17 protein-coding genes are annotated in these 20,460 nt (G+C 57.2%); 7 read left to right on the top strand and 10 right to left on the bottom strand.

The genetic code is table 11. The annotated features are described in order from the left end of the window. Window positions 1-341: 341 nt before the first annotated feature. Together katG and AC2FLA_RS19275 are read right to left on the bottom strand one after the other, a co-directional pair. Window positions 342-2,543 (bottom strand): catalase/peroxidase HPI, encoded by a 2,202-nt coding sequence (gene katG / locus AC2FLA_RS19280; protein WP_496724417.1) that lies wholly within the window; start codon window positions 2,541-2,543, stop codon window positions 342-344. Window positions 2,544-2,812: 269 nt separating this feature from the next. Continuing rightward, window positions 2,813-3,658 (bottom strand): SDR family oxidoreductase, encoded by an 846-nt coding sequence (locus AC2FLA_RS19275; RefSeq protein ID WP_496724415.1) that lies wholly within the window; start codon window positions 3,656-3,658, stop codon window positions 2,813-2,815. A 90-nt stretch (window positions 3,659-3,748) separates the two neighbouring features. Here AC2FLA_RS19275 and AC2FLA_RS19270 point away from each other — a divergent pair, with 90 nt between their 5' ends. Then, window positions 3,749-4,381 (top strand): class I SAM-dependent DNA methyltransferase, encoded by a 633-nt coding sequence (locus AC2FLA_RS19270; protein ID WP_496724413.1) that lies wholly within the window; start codon window positions 3,749-3,751, stop codon window positions 4,379-4,381. 5 nt (window positions 4,382-4,386) lie between these two features. Here the strand turns inward: AC2FLA_RS19270 and AC2FLA_RS19265 are convergent, their stop codons facing one another. The 3 genes from AC2FLA_RS19265 to AC2FLA_RS19255 are packed head-to-tail and all read right to left on the bottom strand — an operon-like array spanning window position 4,387 to window position 8,355. Then, window positions 4,387-5,166 (bottom strand): carnitinyl-CoA dehydratase, encoded by a 780-nt coding sequence (locus AC2FLA_RS19265; protein WP_496724411.1) that lies wholly within the window; start codon window positions 5,164-5,166, stop codon window positions 4,387-4,389. Continuing rightward, window positions 5,163-7,178, bottom strand: a complete 2,016-nt coding sequence (locus tag AC2FLA_RS19260) for an acetate--CoA ligase family protein (protein ID WP_496724409.1) — start codon at window positions 7,176-7,178, stop codon at window positions 5,163-5,165. The genes AC2FLA_RS19265 and AC2FLA_RS19260 overlap by 4 nt, the downstream gene beginning before the upstream one ends. A gap of 16 nt (window positions 7,179-7,194) precedes the next feature. Next, window positions 7,195-8,355, bottom strand: a complete 1,161-nt coding sequence (locus AC2FLA_RS19255) for an acyl-CoA dehydrogenase family protein (protein ID WP_496724407.1) — start codon at window positions 8,353-8,355, stop codon at window positions 7,195-7,197. A gap of 78 nt (window positions 8,356-8,433) precedes the next feature. On the opposite strand from AC2FLA_RS19255, the gene AC2FLA_RS19250 reads away from it, so the two are divergent. After that, window positions 8,434-9,375 carry a GlxA family transcriptional regulator gene (locus AC2FLA_RS19250; protein ID WP_496724405.1) on the top strand — a complete coding sequence of 314 codons (942 nt, stop codon included), beginning with the start codon at window positions 8,434-8,436 and terminating at the stop codon, window positions 9,373-9,375. On the opposite strand, the gene AC2FLA_RS19245 is transcribed toward AC2FLA_RS19250, so the two are convergent. Together AC2FLA_RS19245 and AC2FLA_RS19240 are read right to left on the bottom strand one after the other, a co-directional pair. Continuing rightward, complete coding sequence (locus AC2FLA_RS19245; protein ID WP_496724403.1) at window positions 9,372-10,361, bottom strand: sterol desaturase family protein; 990 nt, start codon at window positions 10,359-10,361, stop codon at window positions 9,372-9,374. The two genes, AC2FLA_RS19250 and AC2FLA_RS19245, sit on opposite strands and share 4 nt — an antisense overlap. Before the next feature lie 22 nt (window positions 10,362-10,383). Then, entirely contained in the window at window positions 10,384-11,139 is a 756-nt protein-coding gene (locus tag AC2FLA_RS19240; RefSeq protein WP_496724401.1) for a class II aldolase and adducin N-terminal domain-containing protein, read from the bottom strand. A gap of 118 nt (window positions 11,140-11,257) precedes the next feature. On the opposite strand from AC2FLA_RS19240, the gene AC2FLA_RS19235 reads away from it, so the two are divergent. From AC2FLA_RS19235 to AC2FLA_RS19220, 4 genes are all read left to right on the top strand, one after another. Next, window positions 11,258-12,133 carry a LysR substrate-binding domain-containing protein gene (locus AC2FLA_RS19235; RefSeq protein WP_496724399.1) on the top strand — a complete coding sequence of 292 codons (876 nt, stop codon included), beginning with the start codon at window positions 11,258-11,260 and terminating at the stop codon, window positions 12,131-12,133. 144 nt (window positions 12,134-12,277) lie between these two features. Next, entirely contained in the window at window positions 12,278-14,080 is a 1,803-nt protein-coding gene (ade, locus tag AC2FLA_RS19230) for an adenine deaminase (protein ID WP_496724397.1), read from the top strand. Beyond that, a complete protein-coding gene (locus AC2FLA_RS19225; RefSeq protein ID WP_282154110.1) occupies window positions 14,077-15,540 on the top strand; it encodes an AMP nucleosidase in 1,464 nt (487 codons plus the stop codon). Before ade ends, AC2FLA_RS19225 begins: the two co-directional genes overlap by 4 nt. A gap of 130 nt (window positions 15,541-15,670) precedes the next feature. Further along, the gene (locus AC2FLA_RS19220; protein ID WP_039533371.1) at window positions 15,671-15,958 is read left to right on the top strand and encodes an HU family DNA-binding protein; all 288 of its coding nucleotides are present in this window, start codon (window positions 15,671-15,673) and stop codon (window positions 15,956-15,958) included. A 148-nt stretch (window positions 15,959-16,106) separates the two neighbouring features. Here the strand turns inward: AC2FLA_RS19220 and AC2FLA_RS19215 are convergent, their stop codons facing one another. Continuing rightward, entirely contained in the window at window positions 16,107-17,444 is a 1,338-nt protein-coding gene (locus AC2FLA_RS19215; protein WP_496724395.1) for a metal-dependent hydrolase family protein, read from the bottom strand. A 174-nt stretch (window positions 17,445-17,618) separates the two neighbouring features. Further along, window positions 17,619-18,815, bottom strand: a complete 1,197-nt coding sequence (locus tag AC2FLA_RS19210; protein ID WP_496724436.1) for a BCCT family transporter — start codon at window positions 18,813-18,815, stop codon at window positions 17,619-17,621. A gap of 181 nt (window positions 18,816-18,996) precedes the next feature. Between AC2FLA_RS19210 and AC2FLA_RS19205 the strand changes: the two genes are divergently transcribed. Next, a complete protein-coding gene (locus tag AC2FLA_RS19205; RefSeq protein ID WP_496724393.1) occupies window positions 18,997-19,884 on the top strand; it encodes a DMT family transporter in 888 nt (295 codons plus the stop codon). On the opposite strand, the gene AC2FLA_RS19200 is transcribed toward AC2FLA_RS19205, so the two are convergent. Next, the gene (locus AC2FLA_RS19200; protein WP_496724391.1) at window positions 19,860-20,381 is read right to left on the bottom strand and encodes a glutathione peroxidase; all 522 of its coding nucleotides are present in this window, start codon (window positions 20,379-20,381) and stop codon (window positions 19,860-19,862) included. The two genes, AC2FLA_RS19205 and AC2FLA_RS19200, sit on opposite strands and share 25 nt — an antisense overlap. Between the last annotated feature and the right edge of the window lie 79 nt (window positions 20,382-20,460).

The raw sequence follows: 20,460 nt of genomic DNA, 5'->3' as shown, positions 1-20,460 counted from the left end.
GCGTCCGGCTGTCTCTCCAACCCGTCCAACCGTCTCTCCGGCCCGTCAGCGCCGCCTCAGCAGCGCCGGTGAAGGGGTATTTACGGATTAGGTCTGGGACCTGCAACCCCCATTTTGAAAAAACTTCACATTTCTCTACTTAAACTCGCCCATGTTAATAAAAACAATAAGCTAGCTTAATAATTTGGGTAAGAATCTCGACCGGGCGCTGCGTGATGCGGGGGTTAGTCAGAGCTTTAGGCGGAATCGTACCCAATGGTTGGTATGCCTGAGGGACCCGACCCTAAAAAAACGCCGCCCGAGTGTCCTCGGGCGGCGCTATCTCTGAGATGATCGTCGGTTTACTTCAGATCAAAACGATCCGCGTTCATCACCTTGTTCCAGGCCGAGACAAAGTCGCAGACAAATTTACCCTCGGCACCCGTCTGACCGTAGACCTCAGCAAGCGCCCGCAGTTGCGAGTTGGAACCGAAGACCAGATCGACGCGTGTACCGGTCCATTTGACCTCACCGCTGGCGCGGTCACGACCTTCATAGACGCCCTTGCCGGCAGGTTTCCAATCGGTGCCCATGTCCAGAATGTTGGTGAAGAAGTCATTGCTGAGTACACCCACTCGATCCGTGAACACCCCATGCTTGGCGTCACCGAAGTTGGCGCCCATAACACGCAGGCCACCGACAAGTGCCGTCATCTCTGGTGCGGACAAGGTCAACAATTGTGCGCGATCGACCAGCAACTCCTCGGGCGAGACCGTGTAGTCGGCCTTTTGGTAGTTGCGGAACCCGTCTGCTGCGGGCTCCAGGACTGCGACGCTGTCCACATCGGTCTGCTCTTGCGATGCATCGGTGCGGCCCGGGGTGAAGGGAACCTCGACATCCTGACCGCCAGCTTTGGCAGCCTGCTCGATGCCGACGGCACCGGCCAGAACGATCAGGTCGGCCAGCGACACTTTCTTGTTGCCTGACTGCGCGCCGTTGAACGCCTCTTGAACGCCTGTCAGCGCATCCAGCGCCTTGGACAGTTTCATTGGCTCGTTGACGTCCCAATCCTTCTGAGGCGCAAGACGGATACGGGCGCCGTTGGCACCGCCCCGCTTGTCTGACCCACGGAAGGTCGAGGCCGAGGCCCATGCGGTCGAGATCAGCTCGGACACCGACAGACCGGATGCAGCGATCTTGGCTTTCAAATCCGCTACATCGGCATCATCAACCAGGTCGTGATCCACCGCAGGCACGTTGTCCTGCCAGATCAACTCCTCGGTCGGGGCTTCCGAACCGATATAGTTCGAACGCGGACCCATATCGCGGTGGGTCAGCTTGAACCAGGCGCGTGCGAAGGCATCTGCGAACTCTTCCGGGTTCTCGTGGAAGCGTTTCGAGATCGGACCATAGATCGGATCCATGCGCATCGCCATATCGGCGGTGGTCATCATGGTTTTGACCTTCTTTGTCGGATCACCGGCCGCTGGGGCCATATCCTCTTCTTTGACGCCGATTGGTTCCCATATCCATGCGCCTGCGGGGCTTTTGGTCAGGTTCCACTCGTATCCGAACAGCAGGTCAAAGTATCCATTGTCCCATTTGATCGGGTTTGCGGTCCATGCACCCTCGATGCCCGAGGTCGTGGTATCGTCACCGACACCCGAACCGAACTTGTTGATCCAGCCAAGACCCATCTCTTCGATCGGTGCCGCTTCGGGTTCGGGGCCGACCAGATCAGGATCACCCGCGCCGTGCGCCTTACCAAAGGTGTGGCCACCAGCAACCAGTGCGACGGTTTCTTCGTCATTCATCGCCATCCGGCCAAAGGTGTCGCGGATATCTCGACCCGAGGCCAGCACGTTTGGTTCACCATCCGGGCCCTCGGGGTTCACATAGATCAGGCCCATCTGAACGGCGGCGAGTGGGTTTTCCATGTCGCGCTCACCAGTGTACCGGCTGTGCGGGTTGTCGGTGGGGGCAAGCCATTCAGTTTCGGAACCCCAATAGATGTCTTCTTCAGGCGCCCAGATATCCGCGCGACCACCAGCAAAGCCAAATGTCTTACCGCCCATAGATTCAATGGCGCAATTGCCGGCAAGGATCATCAGGTCGGCCCAGGAAATCTGGTTGCCGTATTTCTGCTTGATCGGCCACAACAGACGGCGCGCTTTATCAAGGTTGCCGTTATCCGGCCAGCTGTTCAGTGGCGCAAAGCGCTGGTTCCCAGTCGAGGCACCGCCGCGGCCATCCGCCGTGCGATATGTACCGGCGCTGTGCCAGGCCATCCGGATGAACAGACCGCCGTAATGACCATAGTCGGCAGGCCACCAATCCTGAGAATCGGTCATCAGCGCGTACAGGTCTTCTTTCAGCGCCTTCATGTCCAGCTTCTTGAATTCTTCAGCGTAGTCGAAATCAGGCCCCAGCGGGTTCGACGCGGGCGCGTTCTGATGTAGGATCGACAGGTTCAGCTGGTTCGGCCACCAATCCCGGTTTGACCGGGTTCCTGCGCCGTGCATTACAGGGCATCCGCCCGTTTTAGGGTTATCACTTCCGTCCATGTCGATCTCCAATCCTGGCTAAAATCCGGCTCGTTCGCGCGGTGAGAAACGCGGGCGATCAAGAACATATATAGATGACACTTTTACCTCTTTTAGATGCGCGGCTTGGATTGCGCGCATTCTGTCAAAGGTATCGGCGACTCTTGTCTTGTCGCCGCCAGACCTAGCAAATTCGAACCATGCAAATAAGTTTTCTTTATGGATGGTTCTGATAACCAAAAACTATCACTAGGCATCCGGGGCGCATCACCGAAAATCAGGGCGATAGCTCAGTCACCGGTCATCAGCGACCGAAGCCCGACCCGATAGTTCGGATACATCAGGTTTACACCCAGCGCATCCTTGATCCGATCGTTCCTGACCCGCTTGTTCTCATTGTAAAAGCTGCGCGCCATGGGGGTCATATCTGCCTCGTCGAACGGTACTTCGGGCGGCAATGGCAATCCCTGCAATTCGGCCGCATAGGCGATGACATCCTGCGGTGGGACGGGTTCATCATCACATACGTTGTAAATCGCCCCCGGATTGGGCGCGGACATGGACGCGGCAAGAACCTGGGCAATGTCGGCGACATGAATTCGGGAAAAGACCTGCCCCGGCTTGATGATGCGCCGCATACCCACACGCTTGAGCTTGGAAAACGGCCCACGACCGGGACCGTAGATGCCCGCAAGGCGAAAGATGTGTGTCGGCAAGCCGGGGATATTCTGCCACTGCTCTTCGGCCTGCACCCGCCATTTGCCGCGCTGCGCAGTTGGCGTCGCGGGGGTGGCCTCGTCGACCCAGTTGCCCTGATGATCGCCATACACGGCCGTGGTTGAAAGATAGCCAACCCATTTGAATTGCGCCGCCCGTTCCGCAATCTCATCCGCCAATGCAGCCAGAACCGGATCCCCGTCCGCGTTTGGCGCAGCCGAGATCAAAAGATGCGTCACCCCATCCAGCTGTGGCACTTGCCCCGGCCAGATCACCGGCTCTGCGCCTGATGCCTTGACCACCTGCGATTGGGCCGGATCACGCGTCGTGCCGAAGATACGCCAACTATGGGGTTGCAACTGACGGGACAAGGCCTGTGCCGAGTACCCGTGACCGAAGGAAAATAGTGTGCCTGTCATACGCTCTTAGATGATCCGCAATTTCGCCAGATGCAAGAACTCTGCCAAGGATACTTGATTCGAATCCCCCAATGCGCCTTTCTTTTGGGTATGAGTGACAAAACACCAGATCTGCATGCCGCCTACGCGCTGGATTCCCCTGAAGACCACAAACGCCTCTATGCTGAATGGGCCGGGGATTACGACGAAGGCTTTGCCACGCGCGAGGACTATCAGCTGCACATCCATACCGCCCGCGCATTTGTCGGCGCCGGCGGGCAAGGGCCTGTGCTTGATGTAGGTGCAGGCACCGGCCTGTGCGGCGCGGTTCTGGCCCGGCTGGGTGTGGGACCGATAGATGCCACCGATATCAGCGCCGAGATGCTGGATCAGGCCATGCGCAAGGATATCTACCGCGACGCCATTGAGGCCGATCTGAACGAAGGCATCCCGGTGCCGCGCGAAAGCTACTCCGGAATCGTTTCATCCGGTTCGTTCACCCATGGCCACCTCGGGCCAGAAGCTTTGACTGCACTGCTGCGTGTGGCCCGCCCCGGTGCTCAATTCGCGCTGTCGATCAATGCCCAACATTATGAAAAGCTGGGATTTGCAGAAGCCCTGCACCGGTTGGCACAAGGCCAGATTCGAAACCTGAACCTGCCCGAAGTTCGCATCTATGGCGATCTTGCATCTGGCCCCAACAAAGATGACACAGCGCTGATAGCCCTGTTTGAACGCGCTTAGGCCGACTATCGACCTTTCCACACGGGATCACGCTTTTCAGCAAAAGCGCGGGCGCCTTCCAGATTGTCTTCAGAGCCATAGAGCGTATCAACGGTCGGCAATTGCCGCCCGGTGATCCGGTTCATGGCATCCTGAAATTTGGAATCTTCGGCATCGCGCACGATTTCCTTGATCGCGGCATAAACCAAGGGCGGGCCGCTGGCCAAAAGGCGCGCCAGTTCCCATGCCCGATCCATCAACTGATCACCTGGAACGATTTCGTTCACCAACCCCCAGTTCTTCGCTTCATGCGGGTCGAACCAGCGTCCAGTCAAAAGCAGTTCCATCGCCACGTGATACGGAATACGTTTTGGCAGTTTGACACTGGCGGCATCAGCCACTGTGCCGGAGCGGATTTCCGGCAGCGCAAAACTGGCGTGGTCCGCGGCAAGGATCATGTCGGCGCTCAGGGCCAGCTCTAACCCGCCGCCGCAAGCAATCCCGTTGACCGCAGCGATGACGGGCTTGTTCATATCCCGCAATTCCTGCAATCCGCCAAATCCGCCGACGCCATAATCTCCGTCCACGGCATCTCCGTCAGCGGCTGCTTTCAAATCCCAGCCGGGGCAAAAGAACTTCTCGCCACCCCCGGTCAGGATTGCGACGCGCAGATCAGGATCATCACGGAAGTCACGAAACACCTCGCCCATGACACGGCTGGTCGCCAAATCAATCGCGTTCGCTTTAGGACGGTCCAAAGTGACTTCCAGAATTGCGCCATCGCGCTTGGTTTTGACCGGGTTCATTTACTTGCCTTTCGGATCAGAGCATCCACCGCTATGGCACGGTCCGTTGTGCAGATCAGTGGGTTTATTTCAACTTCGCTGACATGGGTTGCGTTGGCAATAACGTAGGCCTGCACCGCATCGACAGTGTCCAGGATGGCCTCAATCTCTGCCGCTGGTTTGCCGCGATATCCCGCCAGCAAAGGGGCGCAGTTCAAATTACCCAGCGCCTCTTTCACCGCGGTGCGCGAGGATGGGATCAAAAGGGAAACCGTGTCGCGCAGGATTTCAGTCAACACACCTCCGGCACCCAGCGTCAGAACGAACCCATGCGCCGGGTCTCGGGTCACGCCGACCAACAATTCTGCCACGCCGCCAACAGCCATTTCCTCAATAAGGACGTCATCGGTTCCGATATCCGCCGCGACTTCAGCCACGGCGTCAGCGTGAACCTCAAGGCGCACGGCCGCATGTTCCGACTTATGCGCCAGCCCGACGCCCTTGATCGCAAAAGGACCAGTCAGCGCGGCAGAGGCTTGTTTCGCCAGATCTGCCGACACAACAACGTTGTGCGGTACACGCACACCGAATTCCGCAAGAGCCTGCTTGGCTTCTGCTTCGGTCAGAACATGATCCGCAACGGTATCAGAGGGCAGCAGAACCGGTTCGGCCTCCGTTGCTTGCGGTCGCGCGGCTGCCTCAATTGCCGCAAGCGCTTCGTGCAATCCGGCAAAAGGGACAACACCGCCATCGAGTAACCTTTGCGCAACGTCTTCCGGTAAAAGCTCCGGCAAGGTCGCCGTTACTGCAAAGGGACGCCCCGTCTGAGCAACGCAATTCAAGGAAGCCTGCGTGGCGCATTCCCAATCGGTGGCGTCCGTGTGCGGATAGTCAAGAATAGCCATAGTCAGGGCCTGTTCAGGGCTCATCATTGCGGACCACGCCCGTGTCATGGCCTGCGTGTCCCGCCAGATATAGGTGTGATAATCCAACGGGTTCGCCAGTGCTACCATCGGTCCCAAGGCATCGCGCAGGTCAGCTTTTTGTGCATGCGACAACGGCGGGAAGTGCAGGTCGCGCCCTTCGGCCATGTCGGCAGCCAGACTTGCCTCACCACCTGAGCAACTGATCGACCCCAAACCGTTCGTATCCAACCGCCCGGTCACGTGCAGCAGCTTGAGGCATTCCAGGAAACTGGGAATGTCATCCAAACGCCCGATCCCAAGGCGATCCAGAAATGCCTGCGCGCCCGCGTCGCCTCCGGCCAATGATGCTGTGTGAGAAATCGTCGCCGCCTGTGCATGGGCGGACCGGCCCACTTTCAGCGCAACAATCGGCACGTTGCGATCCCGCGCCTTTTTGGCCAGCGCCTCCCATTTGCGCAGGTCACGGAACCCCTCGATATGGACACCTATCGCTGTGATCCGGTCATCATCCAACAGGGCCGAGGCGATGTCGGCCTGATGGGTCTGCGCTTGATTTCCGCTGGTCAGCATAAAGGCCAGCGGCAAGGCCCGCCGCTGCATCGTCATATTGATCGCTATGTTCGAACTTTGCGTCAGGATCGCCACACCGCGATCTACCGGTCGCATGCCGTGCTGATCGGGCCAAACAGCGGCGCGGTCCAGCCCGTTGACGAAGCCATAACAGTTTGGTCCCAGGATCGGCATCTCGCCTGCGGCCTGCACCAAACGGACCTGCAAATCTGCACCCTGATCGTCCTCGGCATGCGCTTCGGTAAATCCCGAGGCAAAACACACTGCGCCCCCGGCCCCCATGGCCGAAAGAATCGCGATCGTCTCGATCGTTGCATGACGGTTGATGCCAACAAAGGCTACGTCGGGGGCCGCTGGAAGGTCCTCAAGGCGTGCAAAGGCAGTCAGACCCGCGATTTGACCGGCTTTTGGGTGGACCGGCCAGATGTCGCCCTGAAACCCGAATTTCCGGGCCTGTTCGATCACTGAGACGCACCAGGCGCCGCCGCCAATCACAGCGATGGATGTGGGGTGCAAAACGCGTGACAGGGAAAACATCAGGCGGCCCCCTCCATCACGCACCGAGCGCCCTCAGAAGATCGCGACTGATAATGTGGCGCTGAATTTCGCTGGTCCCGTCCCAGATACGCTCGACCCGCGCATCGCGCCAGAACCGCTCAAGCGGGTAATCGTCCATCAGACCCATGCCGCCGTGGATTTGGATGGCAGCATCGGTGACCCGCGCGAGCATTTCCGAGGCATAGAGCTTGGCCGAAGCAATTTCGCGATTTGCAGGCAACCCTTTGTCCAGCCGATCCGCAGCGGCCAGCGTCAACAAGTCCGCCGCGTCAATCTCGGTGATCATATCCGCGATTTGGAATGACACGCCCTGAAACTTGCCGATCTTCTGGCCGAACTGTTCGCGCGTGGCGGAATAGTCCAACGCATAGTCGAAAGCCCGGCGCGCCCGACCTACGGACATGGCGGCAACCGTGATACGGGTCGCATAGAGCCAGGTGTTCATCACTTCAAAGCCGCCATCAACCTCACCCAGAACCTGGGCGTCCGGCAGACGGCAATCATCGAAATCAAGAACCATGTTCTTGTAACCGCGATGGCTAACCGACTTGTACCCGTCCCGGATGGTGAAACCGGGCGTTCCGCGATCCACCAGGAACGCCGTTATCCGCTTTTTCGGACCTTTGGGCGTCTGGTCCTCTCCGGTCGCGATGAAAACGATGATGAAATCCGCGTGCTCCGCGCCCGAGATGAAGTGCTTGGTGCCATTGACCACCCAGTCACCGCCATCCCGCACCGCGGCGCACTTCATTCCACGAACATCTGACCCGGCACCGGGTTCGGTCATTGCCAGCGCGTCCATCCTTTCGCCACGCACGGCGGGCATCAGGTATCGTTCGACCTGCTCGCCCTCACACGCCATCAGGATGTTCTGAGGACGCCCGAAGAAGTGATTCAGCGCCATGGACCCTCGGCCCAGCTCACGTTCGACCAAGGCAAATTCCAAGTGAATCAGCCCGGCGCAACCAACGCTTTCGGGGAAGTTACAGGCATAAAAACCCAGCTCAATCGTCTTGCGCTTGATCTCATCCGCGATCTCCTGCGGCACTTCGCCGGTGCGCTCGACCAGCGCCTCATGCGGGTAGATTTCGTTTTCCACAAAGCTGCGAACGGTTGAGACGATCATCTCTTGTTCGTCGGACAATCCATATTGCATCGGGCGTCTCCACATCTGGCGTTGGGGCATATTCTGACGCGGCTTGCCATTCGAAACGTGCAGAAATAGAAGTTTACCATGCAAGAATGGACTAAATCACCCTCTGCACCGCAGCAAATCGGGGTTCTTCTGTTCGACGGATTCTCGAACCATTGCCTGGCCAACACGGTCGAGCCGCTGCGCGCTGCAAACACTCTGGCTGGTCGCAAATTGTACGATTGGCAGTTCCTCGCGCTGGGGGACGGTCCGGTGACCTCGTCATCCGGGCTGCAGGTTGCGCCGCATGGCCCTTTGCGGACCGCCCGTGGGGATATGCTGATGGTCATGCCATCTTATGGGTTCCGCGCGCATGGCGGGTGGCGGACCCTGTCGGGCCTGCGTTCTGCGGATCAGCGGTTCAAAGTGCTGGCAGGCCTCGACACTGGCAGCTGGCTTTTGGCGCAGGCGGGTCTACTGGACGGCCATCGCGCCACGATACACTGGGAAGAGCTGACCGGATTTACCGAGAGGTTCCCCGATGTCGAAGCCCACCGCGAACGCTATGTCATCGACCGCAATCGCATCACTTGTTCCGGGGCCATGGCGGCCTTTGACCTGGTGCTTCATCTGATTGCACGGGATCAGGGACAGGCCCTGGCGCTGGAAGTGTCGCAGCTGTTCATGACCTGCGATTCAGCGCGCTCACATGCGGGCGGTGCCGGCGCGACCAGCGGTTACGTGAACAGGGCGCTGGCCTTGATGCAGGAACACCTTGAGACCCCATTGCCAGTGTCCGAAATCGCAAGCCGGGTTGGCCGATCGCAAAAAGCATTGTCCGTCCGCATGCAGTCCGAACTGGGCGCTGGCCCGGCGCAGGTCTATCGCCGACTGCGCCTGAACCTTGCGCGCAAACTGGTGGCGGAAACCGACCTGAGCATCGGTGAGGTTGCCCTGCGCGCGGGCTATGACGACCCCAGCGCCCTGACCCGTGCCTTCAAAGCCGAGTTCGGGATCACGCCGCGCGCGCTTCGAACCAGCTAGGTATACATCTGTTTCTTGTACGCCCTTGTCCGGGTCGTCGCCTCGGCCGACCCGTCATGATACGTGCCAAACCACTTGTCGAACGGGATTTCAGAGGTGCCGTAGTTGCACTCGAAATACCGGTGGTGAAGCTGGTGAAAGAAATCACCGGCACGAGCGGCATCCGTATCCCCGGCCTTTAGTTTTTCAAAACCGGAATGAGACAACACAGGGCTGACCTGCTGGAAATAGGCGTGAAACAGCACATGCAGCGGGTGCGACGGCACGATCAGATGGATGAAATAGGTCGTGAAGTACAACAGGTTCTCAAACCAATGGTTTGATATCCCCGACCAAGGCCCGGTGTTCACATTGCGATGATGCACAGCATGCACGTATTTGTAGAGCTTCGGGTGATGTTCCAGCCGGTGCACCCAGTAAAAGTGCAGACCAGACCACATTGGGATAAACACCATCCAAACGACGAACCAGACAGGCGCGCCGGACCATGTGACGGTTGGCACATACCCATTGGCCATCGCCCAGTAGATGATCCACTGATAAACGGTCGCGACGGTCATCGCGCTGCCTAGCGTCCACCAGATATTGTCCAGAACCTGATTGCGGAATGTGAAGGTACCATTGTTGCGGGTCAGGTCGCGGCGGTCGAACTTTTTGTACATGCCCTGCCCTTTTCGCATGTACAGCCACCAGTGCAGCCCACCTGCGATCAGGATCTGTGGCACCATGTTCAGCAGCCAGATGCGAAACATCCAACCCAGTGCAAAGCTTTGCATACTTTCCAAGGACGGGAAAAAGAGAGCATAGGCGGTGACCGCCAGCGCAAGGCACAAGGTTAATGCCGTGATCTGCAGCCACGCCCCGCTGTACCATTTCAGCACAGCTGACGGACGTGGTGGCCAATTGAACAAGGGGTTTAACCCCACCGGGCCTTCAGGATGATAGTGCCAGCGGGCGGATTCCGGATTCTGTGGAGTGTCAGACATGGTCGTTACCCTGATGAGGTTGTCATGTGGCGTAGTCAGAGCCGCCATCGTCCAGTAAGGCCTTGATCTCTCGCAAATGAGCCTGGGCCTGATCGGGATAGTCTTCCAATTCTTGCGCAGTCTTTTCGGCAATCTCATCTGGCAGGACGCGCAATGGCTGGCCGGTCTGCAGCGCTCGGATGTAGGTTTCCGCTGCGCGTTCAAAATAATAAAGCCTGTTAAAAGCATCCGCCGGGTCACTGCCGATCACAAGAACACCGTGATTGCCCATGATCATGACCTTTTTCTTGGGGACCGACAGCATGGATGCACAGCGCTCACCTTCGCTTTCAAAGGCGAGGCCTCCGAATTCCTGATCGATCACATACCGGTTATAGAAAGTGGCCGTGTTCTGATCGATCGGGGGCAAGGTGCTATCCGCCAACGATGCGAGGACAGTCGCAAAGATCGAATGCACGTGCATCACACAGCGCGCATGCGGACAGTGGCGGTGGATTGATCCGTGCAGACCCCACGCCGTCGGATCCGGTGCACCGGGTTGGCTCATCACTTCGGCGTCATTGGCATCCAACAGCAACAGGTTTGACGCTTTGACCCGCGCAAAATGCATCTGGTTCGGGTTCATCAGGAACTGGGTGCCTTCCGGGTTCACCGCCAGACTAAAATGGTTGGCGACACCTTCGTGCATGTTCAGCCGCTCGACCCAGCGAAAGGTTGCAGCCAGATCAACACGTTCGGCCCAGTGGTCGATATTGGCGCGCAGGTTTGTAACAGTCATTCCGGGATCCTTTGCGGATAGCTGTGAACTTTCGGAAATCGTGCCTGTAGCGTCAAAAATTGACCAACGAAAAAAACGCAACTATTCCATTAGCTGAACTAATGGCAAGGTTATACGCATGCAAAAACCACTTCCTCCGCTGGGTTGGCTCCGCACGTTTGAGGCGGCGGCGCGGCATTTGTCCTTTACCGGCGCAGCCCGGGATCTGAACATGACGCAAAGCGCGGTCAGCCAGCAGATCAAGTCTTTGGAAGGGTACCTTGGCCAGCCTTTATTTTTGCGTCGACCACGCGCGTTGGAACTGACCGAAGCGGGCATCACGTATCTTCCGGTGGTGCGCGAGGCATTTCGGACACTCGTACGTGGAACTCAGGCCGTGACCGGCGCCCAGCAGAACGCGGTTCAAGTTCAAAGCAACATCACCTTTGCCGTGAATTGGCTGGCACCCAGACTGCCGAATTTCAGGGCGTTACATCCCGATGTTCAGCTGAATATCTTTACTGAGCTTTGGGAGCCGCGCGAAATGGCCGAAGGGGCCGCCGTGGAAATCCGTTATTCACTACGACCGTCAGATACGGTTCGAACCGAATTACTGAGAACTGATCACTACTATCCAGTCTGTGCGCCGGGCTATCACGTGACGTTGGAAGACCTGCAACAACACCCGCTTTTTGACTGCTCGAACCTGCTGTCGAATTGGCTGGGTTGGACTGAGGAACAGGGTCTAAACTGGGCAAATCCTGCAATCACTTATTCGACGACCTACTTGGTCAGCTTGTCCGTTGCCATGGCTGGCGGAGGGCTGTGTCTGGCGCATGACACCATTGCCAGTGACCTGATTGCGCAAGGTCGTTTAGTAGCCCCGTTCGCCCATCGCGCACCCATGCCTGAAGCCTATTATCTGCTTCTGTCACCGCGCGCCGAAGAAAGCCCCGGTGCTATAGCGTTTGCCAATTGGGTTCGCCGCGAGCTGGAGCATGATACACAGAAATAACCGAGGCTTGCTCCCGCCCATCATCGATGCCCTGCCGGGCGTCTCTTCTGGTTGGACAGTGCAGCGCTGACGCGCTGCGTGACGGTTTGATGATACCTGTTCACAAGGGGTTGAACCTTCCTGCGCATTCGGGAAAGTTGGGCCATGGAACACACACCCTTCCCTAGTTGGCCCGATGTCGCCCCCCGTCTGATTGCCGTAGCCGCAGGTCGTGAAGCTGCAGATTCGGTCATTCGCGGCGGAATCTGGGTAAATGTGCACAGCCGCGAAACCCTTCCGAACCATGACATTGCGATCGCTGATGGGCGCATCGCTTACGTCGGACCCGATGCATCACATTGCGCCGGCCCAGAGACTCAGGTCATCGAGGCCACCGGGCGCTATATGATCCCTGGGCTGTGTGATGCCCATATGCATATCGAATCGGGCATGCTGACCCCGGCTGAATTTGCCCGCGCTGTCATTCCGCATGGAACCACCAGCATGTTCACCGACCCGCATGAGATCGCAAATGTCCTTGGCCTGGACGGCGTACGCATGATGCATGACGAGGCGATGATGCAACCGGTGAACATCTTTACCCAGATGCCGTCCTGTGCCCCCTCCGCACCGGGGTTGGAAACCACAGGGTATGAAATTACCGCCGAAGACGTGGCCGAAGCGATGAGCTGGCCCGGCATCATCGGCTTGGGCGAGATGATGAACTTTCCCGGTGTCATCAATGGCGACCCAAAGATGCTGGCGGAAATCGCCGCAACGCAACGCGCCGGGAAAACCGTAGGAGGACACTACGCTTCGCCTGATTTAGGGCCTGATTTTGCCGCCTATGTTGCCGGGGGTCCGGCGGATGATCACGAAGGTACCTGCGAGGCAGACGCGATCGCACGTGTTCGGCAGGGGATGCGGTCGATGATGCGGCTGGGCTCGGCCTGGTATGACGTGGAAAGCCAAATCACTGCGGTCACGAAAAAAGGGTTGGACCCGCGCAACTTTATCCTGTGCACCGACGATTGCCACTCAGGCACGCTGGTTAATGACGGCCATATGAATCGCGTGGTTCGGCACGCCATCGCTTGCGGATGTGATCCGCTGATTGCCCTGCAAATGGCGACGATCAACACGGCGACCCATTTCGGGCTGGAACGTGAGATCGGCTCGATCACACCGGGGCGGCGCGCGGATATTATCCTTAGCTCGGACCTGAAAGAACTACCCATCGACACCGTGATTGCGCGCGGTCAGATCGTCGCCGACAGCGGCAAAATCACCGTGGATTGCCCGCACCTCAACTGGCCTGATACCGCCCGGAACACCGTGCATCTGGGGCATACGCTGACCGCTGCTGATTTCGAAATTCAAGCACCTGCAGGGGCAAACCGCGTGCAGGCCAACGTGATCGGCGTGGTGGAAAACCAGGCTCCGACCAAAGCTCTGAAAGCTGAACTGCCGATCATCGAAGGATTGGTCGAGGGCGACGACGATGTCTGCCAGATCGCGCTGGTTGAACGGCACCAGGCGACGGGCGGCGTGACGAACGCTTTCGTTTCCGGATTCGGATATCAGGGCAAAATGGCCATGGCCTCGACCGTGGCACATGACAGTCATCACATGATCGTAGTCGGCACGGATCGCGAACAGATGGCACTGGCCGCAAATCGGCTGGCCGAGGTGGGTGGTGGCATAACCATCTTCCGCGATGGCGAAGAACTGGCGCTGGTCGAATTGCCCATTGCGGGCCTGATGTCTGACAGCCCTGTATCACAGGTTGCTACCAAGGCCGACGACATGGTTGCCGCGATGGTGGCCTGCGGCTGCACCCTCAACAACGCATATATGCAGCACTCATTGCTGGCGCTGGTCGTGATCCCGGAACTCCGGATTTCTGACCTGGGTCTGGTGGATGTGCGCACTTTTGAAAAGATTGATCTTCTGGAACCACTTGCATGACAATAATAAAAACACCCGACGCACCTAAACCGGAACAATTCACCGACCCCAAGGCAGCGGTCGCTCGGTTGGAAGCGCTCTATGAACAAGCAACCCGCTTTCTGTGCGACAGTTTCTCGGCAGCCATTGAACACGGCGCACCTACTGCACGTTTCAGAGCCTATTACCCGGAAATTCGTATCAGAACGTCGTCCTATGCGCATGTCGACAGCCGCCTGAGTTTTGGCCACGTCTCAGAACCCGGTATTCATGCCACGACCGTTACGCGACCGGATTTATTTCGGTCTTATTTGACCCAGCAGATCGCGTTGCTGATCAAAAACCACGACCAGCCGGTTACGATTGGGCCGTCCGACACGCCGATCCCGGTGCATTTCGCGGTTGCCAACAATCCCGATCTGCACGTTCCGCAACAGGGCGCGGCCGGATTCACGTTGCGCGATGTCTTTGACGTTCCCGACCTGACCACGACCAACGATGATATCGTCAACGGGGTGTACGACCACGAGGATGAAGCCGGTCCGCTAGCCTTGTTTACTGCCCAACGCGTCGACTATTCGCTGGCCCGGCTTGCGCATTATACCGCGACGGATCCCAGCCATTTCCAGAACCATGTCCTGTTCACGAACTACCAGTTCTACGTCTCTGAGTTCGAGAATTACGCGCGCGCGCAATTGGCCGATCCGGACAGCGGTTACACCAGCTTCGTTTCGACCGGGAATGTCGAGATCAAGGGCTCCGAGGAAGAGTTGGCCCAACCGCTGAAGCTGCCGCAAATGCCAACCTATCACCTGAAACGCGAGGACGGGTCCGGGATCACGCTGGTCAATATCGGCGTTGGGCCTTCGAACGCTAAAACGGCCACTGACCATATCGCCGTTCTGCGGCCCCACGCCTGGCTGATGGTCGGCCACTGTGCCGGGCTGCGTAACACGCAGGCGCTGGGGGATTTCGTTCTGGCCCACGCCTACCTGCGTGAAGACAAGGTGCTGGACGATGACCTGCCGGTCTGGGTTCCGATCCCGCCGCTGGCCGAGGTTCAGGTCGCGCTGGAAAGCGCCGTGGCCGAGGTTACCGAGTTGGAAGGATACGAGCTTAAGCGGATCATGCGCACAGGCACCGTCGCCTCGGTCGACAACCGCAACTGGGAACTGCGCGACCAATCCGGCCCTGTGCAAAGGCTCAGCCAATCCCGCGCCATTGCACTGGATATGGAAAGCGCAACCATCGCTGCAAATGGCTATCGGTTTCGGGTTCCCTACGGCACGTTGTTGTGTGTTTCTGACAAACCGCTGCACGGCGAATTAAAGCTTCCGGGCATGGCATCTGCCTTTTATACCACCCAGGTCAGTCGCCATCTTGCTATCGGAATTCGGGCGATGGAACATCTGCGCGGCATGCCGTTAGAGCGTCTGCACAGCCGGAAATTACGTTCTTTCGACGAAACAGCCTTTCTCTGACGCAAAAAAGCAACGATTTCCCCATATTTTTAGGGTTTTCAACGCTACTATTCGTTGTGTTCGACCACAATATCCCGTTACAGTTACGCGGTGAGGCCCTATGTATCGGGCACGTTAAGGAGACCAAGAAATGGCAAAGCCTATGACAAAGACTCAGCTGGTGGCTGCTCTCGCTGAGGAAATGGGAACCGACAAGAAAGCTGCAAACGCAGCGTTGGAGGCCATGACCGGCCTGATCACCCGCGAAGTTTCAGCCGGCGGCGCAGTGACCCTGCCTGGCGTTGGCAAAATCTACTGCCGCGAGCGCCCCGAGCGCATGGTGCGCAACCCCGCCACCGGCGAGCAGTTCAAGAAAGAAGCGGACAAAGTGGTCAAAATGACCATTGCGAAAGCTCTGAAGGACAGCGTGAACGGCTGACCTCAGCTTTCAGTGCAAACGATTGAGGGCCGCCGCTTGGGGGCCCTTTTTCTATTTCGCTTCTCGGTTCAAATTTTTGGGTATGTCAGCTATGAGCACAAAGCAGTCGTTACAAAATTGGCTTTGAGCAAAGGACTTCATCTGGAACTCAGTCCAGCGTGTTCTTGTAGACTTTGCCGTCTTTCATGATCAGATCGAAGTTCTCATGCGGGTCTGCGATCAGGTCGATATCTTGCAGCGGATTGCCGTCCACAAGGATTAAGTCGGCATAAGCGCCCTTTGCGATTACACCCAAGTCACCTTGTTGATAGGGGTGGCGCGGGCCTGAGAGTTTGAGCAGTTCAGCATTGGTTGAAGTCGCCATTTTCAGCACCTCGTATGGCGTGTACCAGCGCTGCAATTTGGCAAGGAACGCGCCTTGACGTTCGGCCAGTTTGGGATCGAACAAGATGTCGGTGCCGAAAGCGACTTTCACGCCAACTTCTTTCGCCGTTTTGTAGGTGAAATCTGTACCGTTGGTGACGTCGATCCATTTCTGCTGGCTAACAGGGTCGTCGAAAGAAAAGCCATCCTCGTCATCCAGCAGGGGCTGCACTGACAACCAAACTTCATTGTTGCGCATCAGTTCCATCGTTTCGCGGCTCATCAAAAAGCCATGTTCGATGGACTTAACGCCAGCGGCAACGGCAATTTCCACGGCCTCGTCCGTGAAGACATGAGATGCAACATAGGTGTTGTAGGTGTCGGCCACCTCTACGAAAGCCTCGATTTCGGCCTTGGTGTATTGGCGTACATCCAGAGGGTCATAAGTGGATGACACCCCGCCACCGGTGGAAATCTTAAGCTGGCTTGCGCCCATGCGCATGATTTCACGCGCGCGTTTGACCACTTCCGGAACACCATCAGCCTGCGCCATCAAACCAACGCTGTACCAGTACCATTGCGAATCCGCGCCGTTCGTCGGAACCGCTTGGTAGGGACGATAGTCAAAGTGGCCGCCGGTTTGTGTCACGGGTGGGCCGGACGGCAGTATACGGGGGCCTTCGATCTCGCCTGCGTCAATCATCCGTTTTATGGCAAATGAATTGCCGCCAACGTCGCGCACCGTTGTAAAGCCGCGCATTAACGTGCCTTCGGACCCGATGGCACCCCGCACCGCGACCTCAAGAATATCGCCGGTCACAACCACACTCTGCGGATTGCAACAGTAAAGCGTGTGCCAGTGTACGTCGATCAGGCCCGGCATCAACGTGCGACCGCCGCCATCGATGACGATACCATTGGCGACGGCGAGGGGTTCTGAGGACACATCTGTGATCAGATTGTCGGTTACAACGACATTGGCATTTGTAATCATTTCCTCATTCACACCATCAAACACGTTGACGTTTGTGAACAGTATCGGTCCCCCATCCTGGGAGAGCACTTGGGAACTGGCTATAGTGAGAAAAATCGACGAAACCGCCGCAAGTTTGGGAAAATGCATTCTAAATTCCTCAGAAAACTCTGTCGGAGAAACCATCCCAGCGGAAGCAAGCTTTTTCAAGGATTCCCTCACTTTTCTGCAAGGTCGGCTTCGTCCGCATATCTGATACTGCGATGAGTAGCAAAAAAGGGCGCCAAATGCGGCGCCCTTTTTTTAAGTTCTGTTACTAACTAATCAGTGAACCGTCTCAACCTTGTGGAAGTCCAGATCACGACCTTCTGGCATTGAATCGATGCTCATCACCTCTTTGCGCCTGGTGATCAGGATATAGACCACGCATGCCAAGTATAGACCGACGACCACGGCTCCGATCCACTGAATCTGCAGCCACTGGCTTTGGAACAGCAGGGTGAGGACAAACAACAAAGCGACGTTGCCTGCGACGTAGATCGCCTTGCCGAACCGCTCGACTGTCAGGTTCAGGTTGTCGGTATAAAGGCGGATCAGGGAGTCCAGCGAGTTGATCACAAAGGTCACGCCCACGATCACCATCGCGATGTTGGTGATGCCCGCGGTGCTGATGCCGTTCAGGTGATAGTAGTAGAGAACGGTGAACCAGATCGCCAACGGGATCGACGGGAAGATCAGCAGCGCCGCCAGCAATTGCCAGGTTTTCAACCCACCAACAAAGCGCGAGGTGAACTGGCCAATCATGATCGACCACGCGAACCACCAGAACAGGTAGAAGGCGTGATAATCAGTCAGCGGCAACACGAACTTGTGCAGATTGGTGAAATAGGCACCGATATTGCTGCCGGTTTCAACAATTCCGGTCATGCCCATGCCGGCGGCAATCCACATTCCGAGGATCAGCGTGAGGAACAGGATAGTCGAACCTACAGACAGGATACGCACGTATTTCAGGTCGGTTGACGAATAAGCCGCCGCCAGAATGACAACAAATACGATGACATAGAAAGTGGTGACCACGGATTCGCCATCTCCAACCTCGGGCAGATAGCCGGGCAGGTAGATCAGGAACAGGCTGGCGGTAAAGGCGCATGTGCCAATGATGACCACGTTGTTGATCAGCTTGACCAACGGGATCTCAAAGAACTTCACGCGGGGTTCGATGACGCAGAAATAGAACGCTGTCAGGAAGTAGAAGGCCCAGATTAGGAAACCCCAGAAGCCGAACTCGATGGCCAGCGGGTTCGCAAAGGCATAGGCCGGTTCCTCGGCATAGCCGCCAAACTCGGTCAGCGGGAACATGATCAGGCCGACATCCAGACCGGACGTGAACAGGATCGCAATGAAGGTGAACAGATGCACAGGCGTGACGCCCACACAACGCAGGTTCCACCATTTCACGACGAAGAAAGCGACCAGGCCCAATGCCAGCAGGACGCCGAAAGACAGAATATACTCCAAAAGCACCAACATTCCTCCCTTGGTTAGTCAGAGTGCGGATCGTATAGCTTTAATTGACTAGTCAATCAACAAAACTGCCAATGCTGAATGCAACAGGCGAAACCTGTGTTTATTTTGACGCGCGGCGCTTGCGCGTTTCAGGAATTTCGGAAACAGTCGCGGCATTTGGGAAAGGGTCACCATGGATTTGCGCGCCATAGCCATGGGGCTGGCATTTGCCTTCATTTGGTCGTCAGCCTTTACCTCGGCGCGGATCATCGTCGCCGATGCCTCGCCCCTGTTCTCACTGGCGCTGCGATTTCTGATTTCGGGGTTGCTGGGGGTCGCGATTGCGCGGGCCATGGGCCAAAGCTGGCGTCTAACTCGCGCGCAGTGGTACGCAACCATCCTGTTCGGAATATGCCAAAATGCCCTGTATTTGGGTCTGAATTTCTACGCAATGCAGACCGTACAGGCGTCTATTGCGGCGATTATTGCTTCGACAATGCCCCTGATCGTCGCGCTGGCCAGCTGGACCCTTTTCCACGAAAAACTTCGACCGCTGGGCGTGTTCGGGTTGCTGGCCGGTTTCGCGGGCGTCGCGTTGATCATGAGCAGCCGGATAAGCGCGGGCGCAGACCTGTTTGGCGTCATGTTGTGCGGGCTTGGGGCACTGGCGCTCAGCTTTGCGACCTTGGCTGTGCGCGGGGCAACCTCCGGCGGCAATTTCATGATGGTAGTCGGACTTCAGATGCTTGTGGGCGCAGCAATTCTGTTCCTCGCAGCCCCCGTATTCGAGACGATCTATATTCACCCTAACGGTCCGTGGGTTCTGGCGTTTGCCTATACAACGCTGTTCCCGGGACTGTTAGCCACTCTGATCTGGTTCCTGCTGTTGAACCGAATCGGCGCGATCCGGGCCGCGACTTTTCACTTTCTGAACCCGGTGTTTGGTGTGGCCGTCGCCGCAGTTTTCCTGGGCGAAAAACTTGGGCCCATGGATGCAGTAGGTGTCGGTGTCACAACGCTGGGTATTCTTGCGGTGCAGTTGTCCCGGCAAACCGATCAGCGGAGCAAGGCCTCAACCTGACGCAACAGTTTCGGTGAATCCGGCTTGACGTTCGACCCATAGGTCGCAATCACTTCACCCGCTGGATCAATCAGGATCTTGTTGAAATTCCACTTGGGTACGAATCCCGTCTGCTGAGCAACCGCACGGTAGAACGGATGGGCCGCAACGCCCTTTACTGACGTGATGTCGGTCATGGGAAAGGTCAAGCCATAGTTAATCTCGCAGAACTGTTTGACCTCTGCCGCCGTGCCCAATTCCTGATTGAACGAATCCGAAGGGACGGCCAAAACCACGAGACCTCGATCAGCATAGGTGTCATGAATCTTTTGCAAGCCAGCATATTGCCCTGTGAATCCGCAATGGGATGCCGTGTTCACAACCAGTATCGGCTTGCCTCGCCAATCCTCAAGGGACAAAGTGCCGCCGTCGATCGAGACAAATTCACCAGTCAAAGGTGCTGCTTGAACCACGCGGGCAACCAGCAATAGGGCGAATAACAGAAGCAGTCTGAACATGGCGTCACCTCCTTTATTGTGAATTACGTACGCGTCTGGCATTCGGATCACCTGCACGAGAACGCGAGCCGGCTGAAAT

Source organism: Ruegeria sp. CDSA033, assembly GCF_059612305.1.
This window is presented reverse-complemented; position numbering and strand designations above follow the sequence as displayed.

Excerpts from the sequence above, each read along its gene's own strand:
- AC2FLA_RS19220 (WP_039533371.1), top strand. The coding sequence starts at position 15,671 with ATGGCAAAGCCTATGACAAAGACTCAGCTGGTGGCTGCTCTCGCTGAG.
- ade (WP_496724397.1), top strand. The coding sequence starts at position 12,278 with ATGGAACACACACCCTTCCCTAGTTGGCCCGATGTCGCCCCCCGTCTG.
- AC2FLA_RS19275 (WP_496724415.1), bottom strand. The coding sequence starts at position 3,658 with ATGACAGGCACACTATTTTCCTTCGGTCACGGGTACTCGGCACAGGCC.
- AC2FLA_RS19265 (WP_496724411.1), bottom strand. The coding sequence starts at position 5,166 with ATGAACCCGGTCAAAACCAAGCGCGATGGCGCAATTCTGGAAGTCACT.
- AC2FLA_RS19270 (WP_496724413.1), top strand. The coding sequence starts at position 3,749 with ATGAGTGACAAAACACCAGATCTGCATGCCGCCTACGCGCTGGATTCC.
- katG (WP_496724417.1), bottom strand. The coding sequence starts at position 2,543 with ATGGACGGAAGTGATAACCCTAAAACGGGCGGATGCCCTGTAATGCAC.
- AC2FLA_RS19215 (WP_496724395.1), bottom strand. The coding sequence starts at position 17,444 with ATGCATTTTCCCAAACTTGCGGCGGTTTCGTCGATTTTTCTCACTATA.
- AC2FLA_RS19260 (WP_496724409.1), bottom strand. The coding sequence starts at position 7,178 with ATGTTTTCCCTGTCACGCGTTTTGCACCCCACATCCATCGCTGTGATT.
- AC2FLA_RS19235 (WP_496724399.1), top strand. The coding sequence starts at position 11,258 with ATGCAAAAACCACTTCCTCCGCTGGGTTGGCTCCGCACGTTTGAGGCG.
- AC2FLA_RS19225 (WP_282154110.1), top strand. The coding sequence starts at position 14,077 with ATGACAATAATAAAAACACCCGACGCACCTAAACCGGAACAATTCACC.
- AC2FLA_RS19240 (WP_496724401.1), bottom strand. The coding sequence starts at position 11,139 with ATGACTGTTACAAACCTGCGCGCCAATATCGACCACTGGGCCGAACGT.
- AC2FLA_RS19205 (WP_496724393.1), top strand. The coding sequence starts at position 18,997 with ATGGATTTGCGCGCCATAGCCATGGGGCTGGCATTTGCCTTCATTTGG.
- AC2FLA_RS19200 (WP_496724391.1), bottom strand. The coding sequence starts at position 20,381 with ATGTTCAGACTGCTTCTGTTATTCGCCCTATTGCTGGTTGCCCGCGTG.
- AC2FLA_RS19245 (WP_496724403.1), bottom strand. The coding sequence starts at position 10,361 with ATGTCTGACACTCCACAGAATCCGGAATCCGCCCGCTGGCACTATCAT.
- AC2FLA_RS19255 (WP_496724407.1), bottom strand. The coding sequence starts at position 8,355 with ATGCAATATGGATTGTCCGACGAACAAGAGATGATCGTCTCAACCGTT.
- AC2FLA_RS19250 (WP_496724405.1), top strand. The coding sequence starts at position 8,434 with ATGCAAGAATGGACTAAATCACCCTCTGCACCGCAGCAAATCGGGGTT.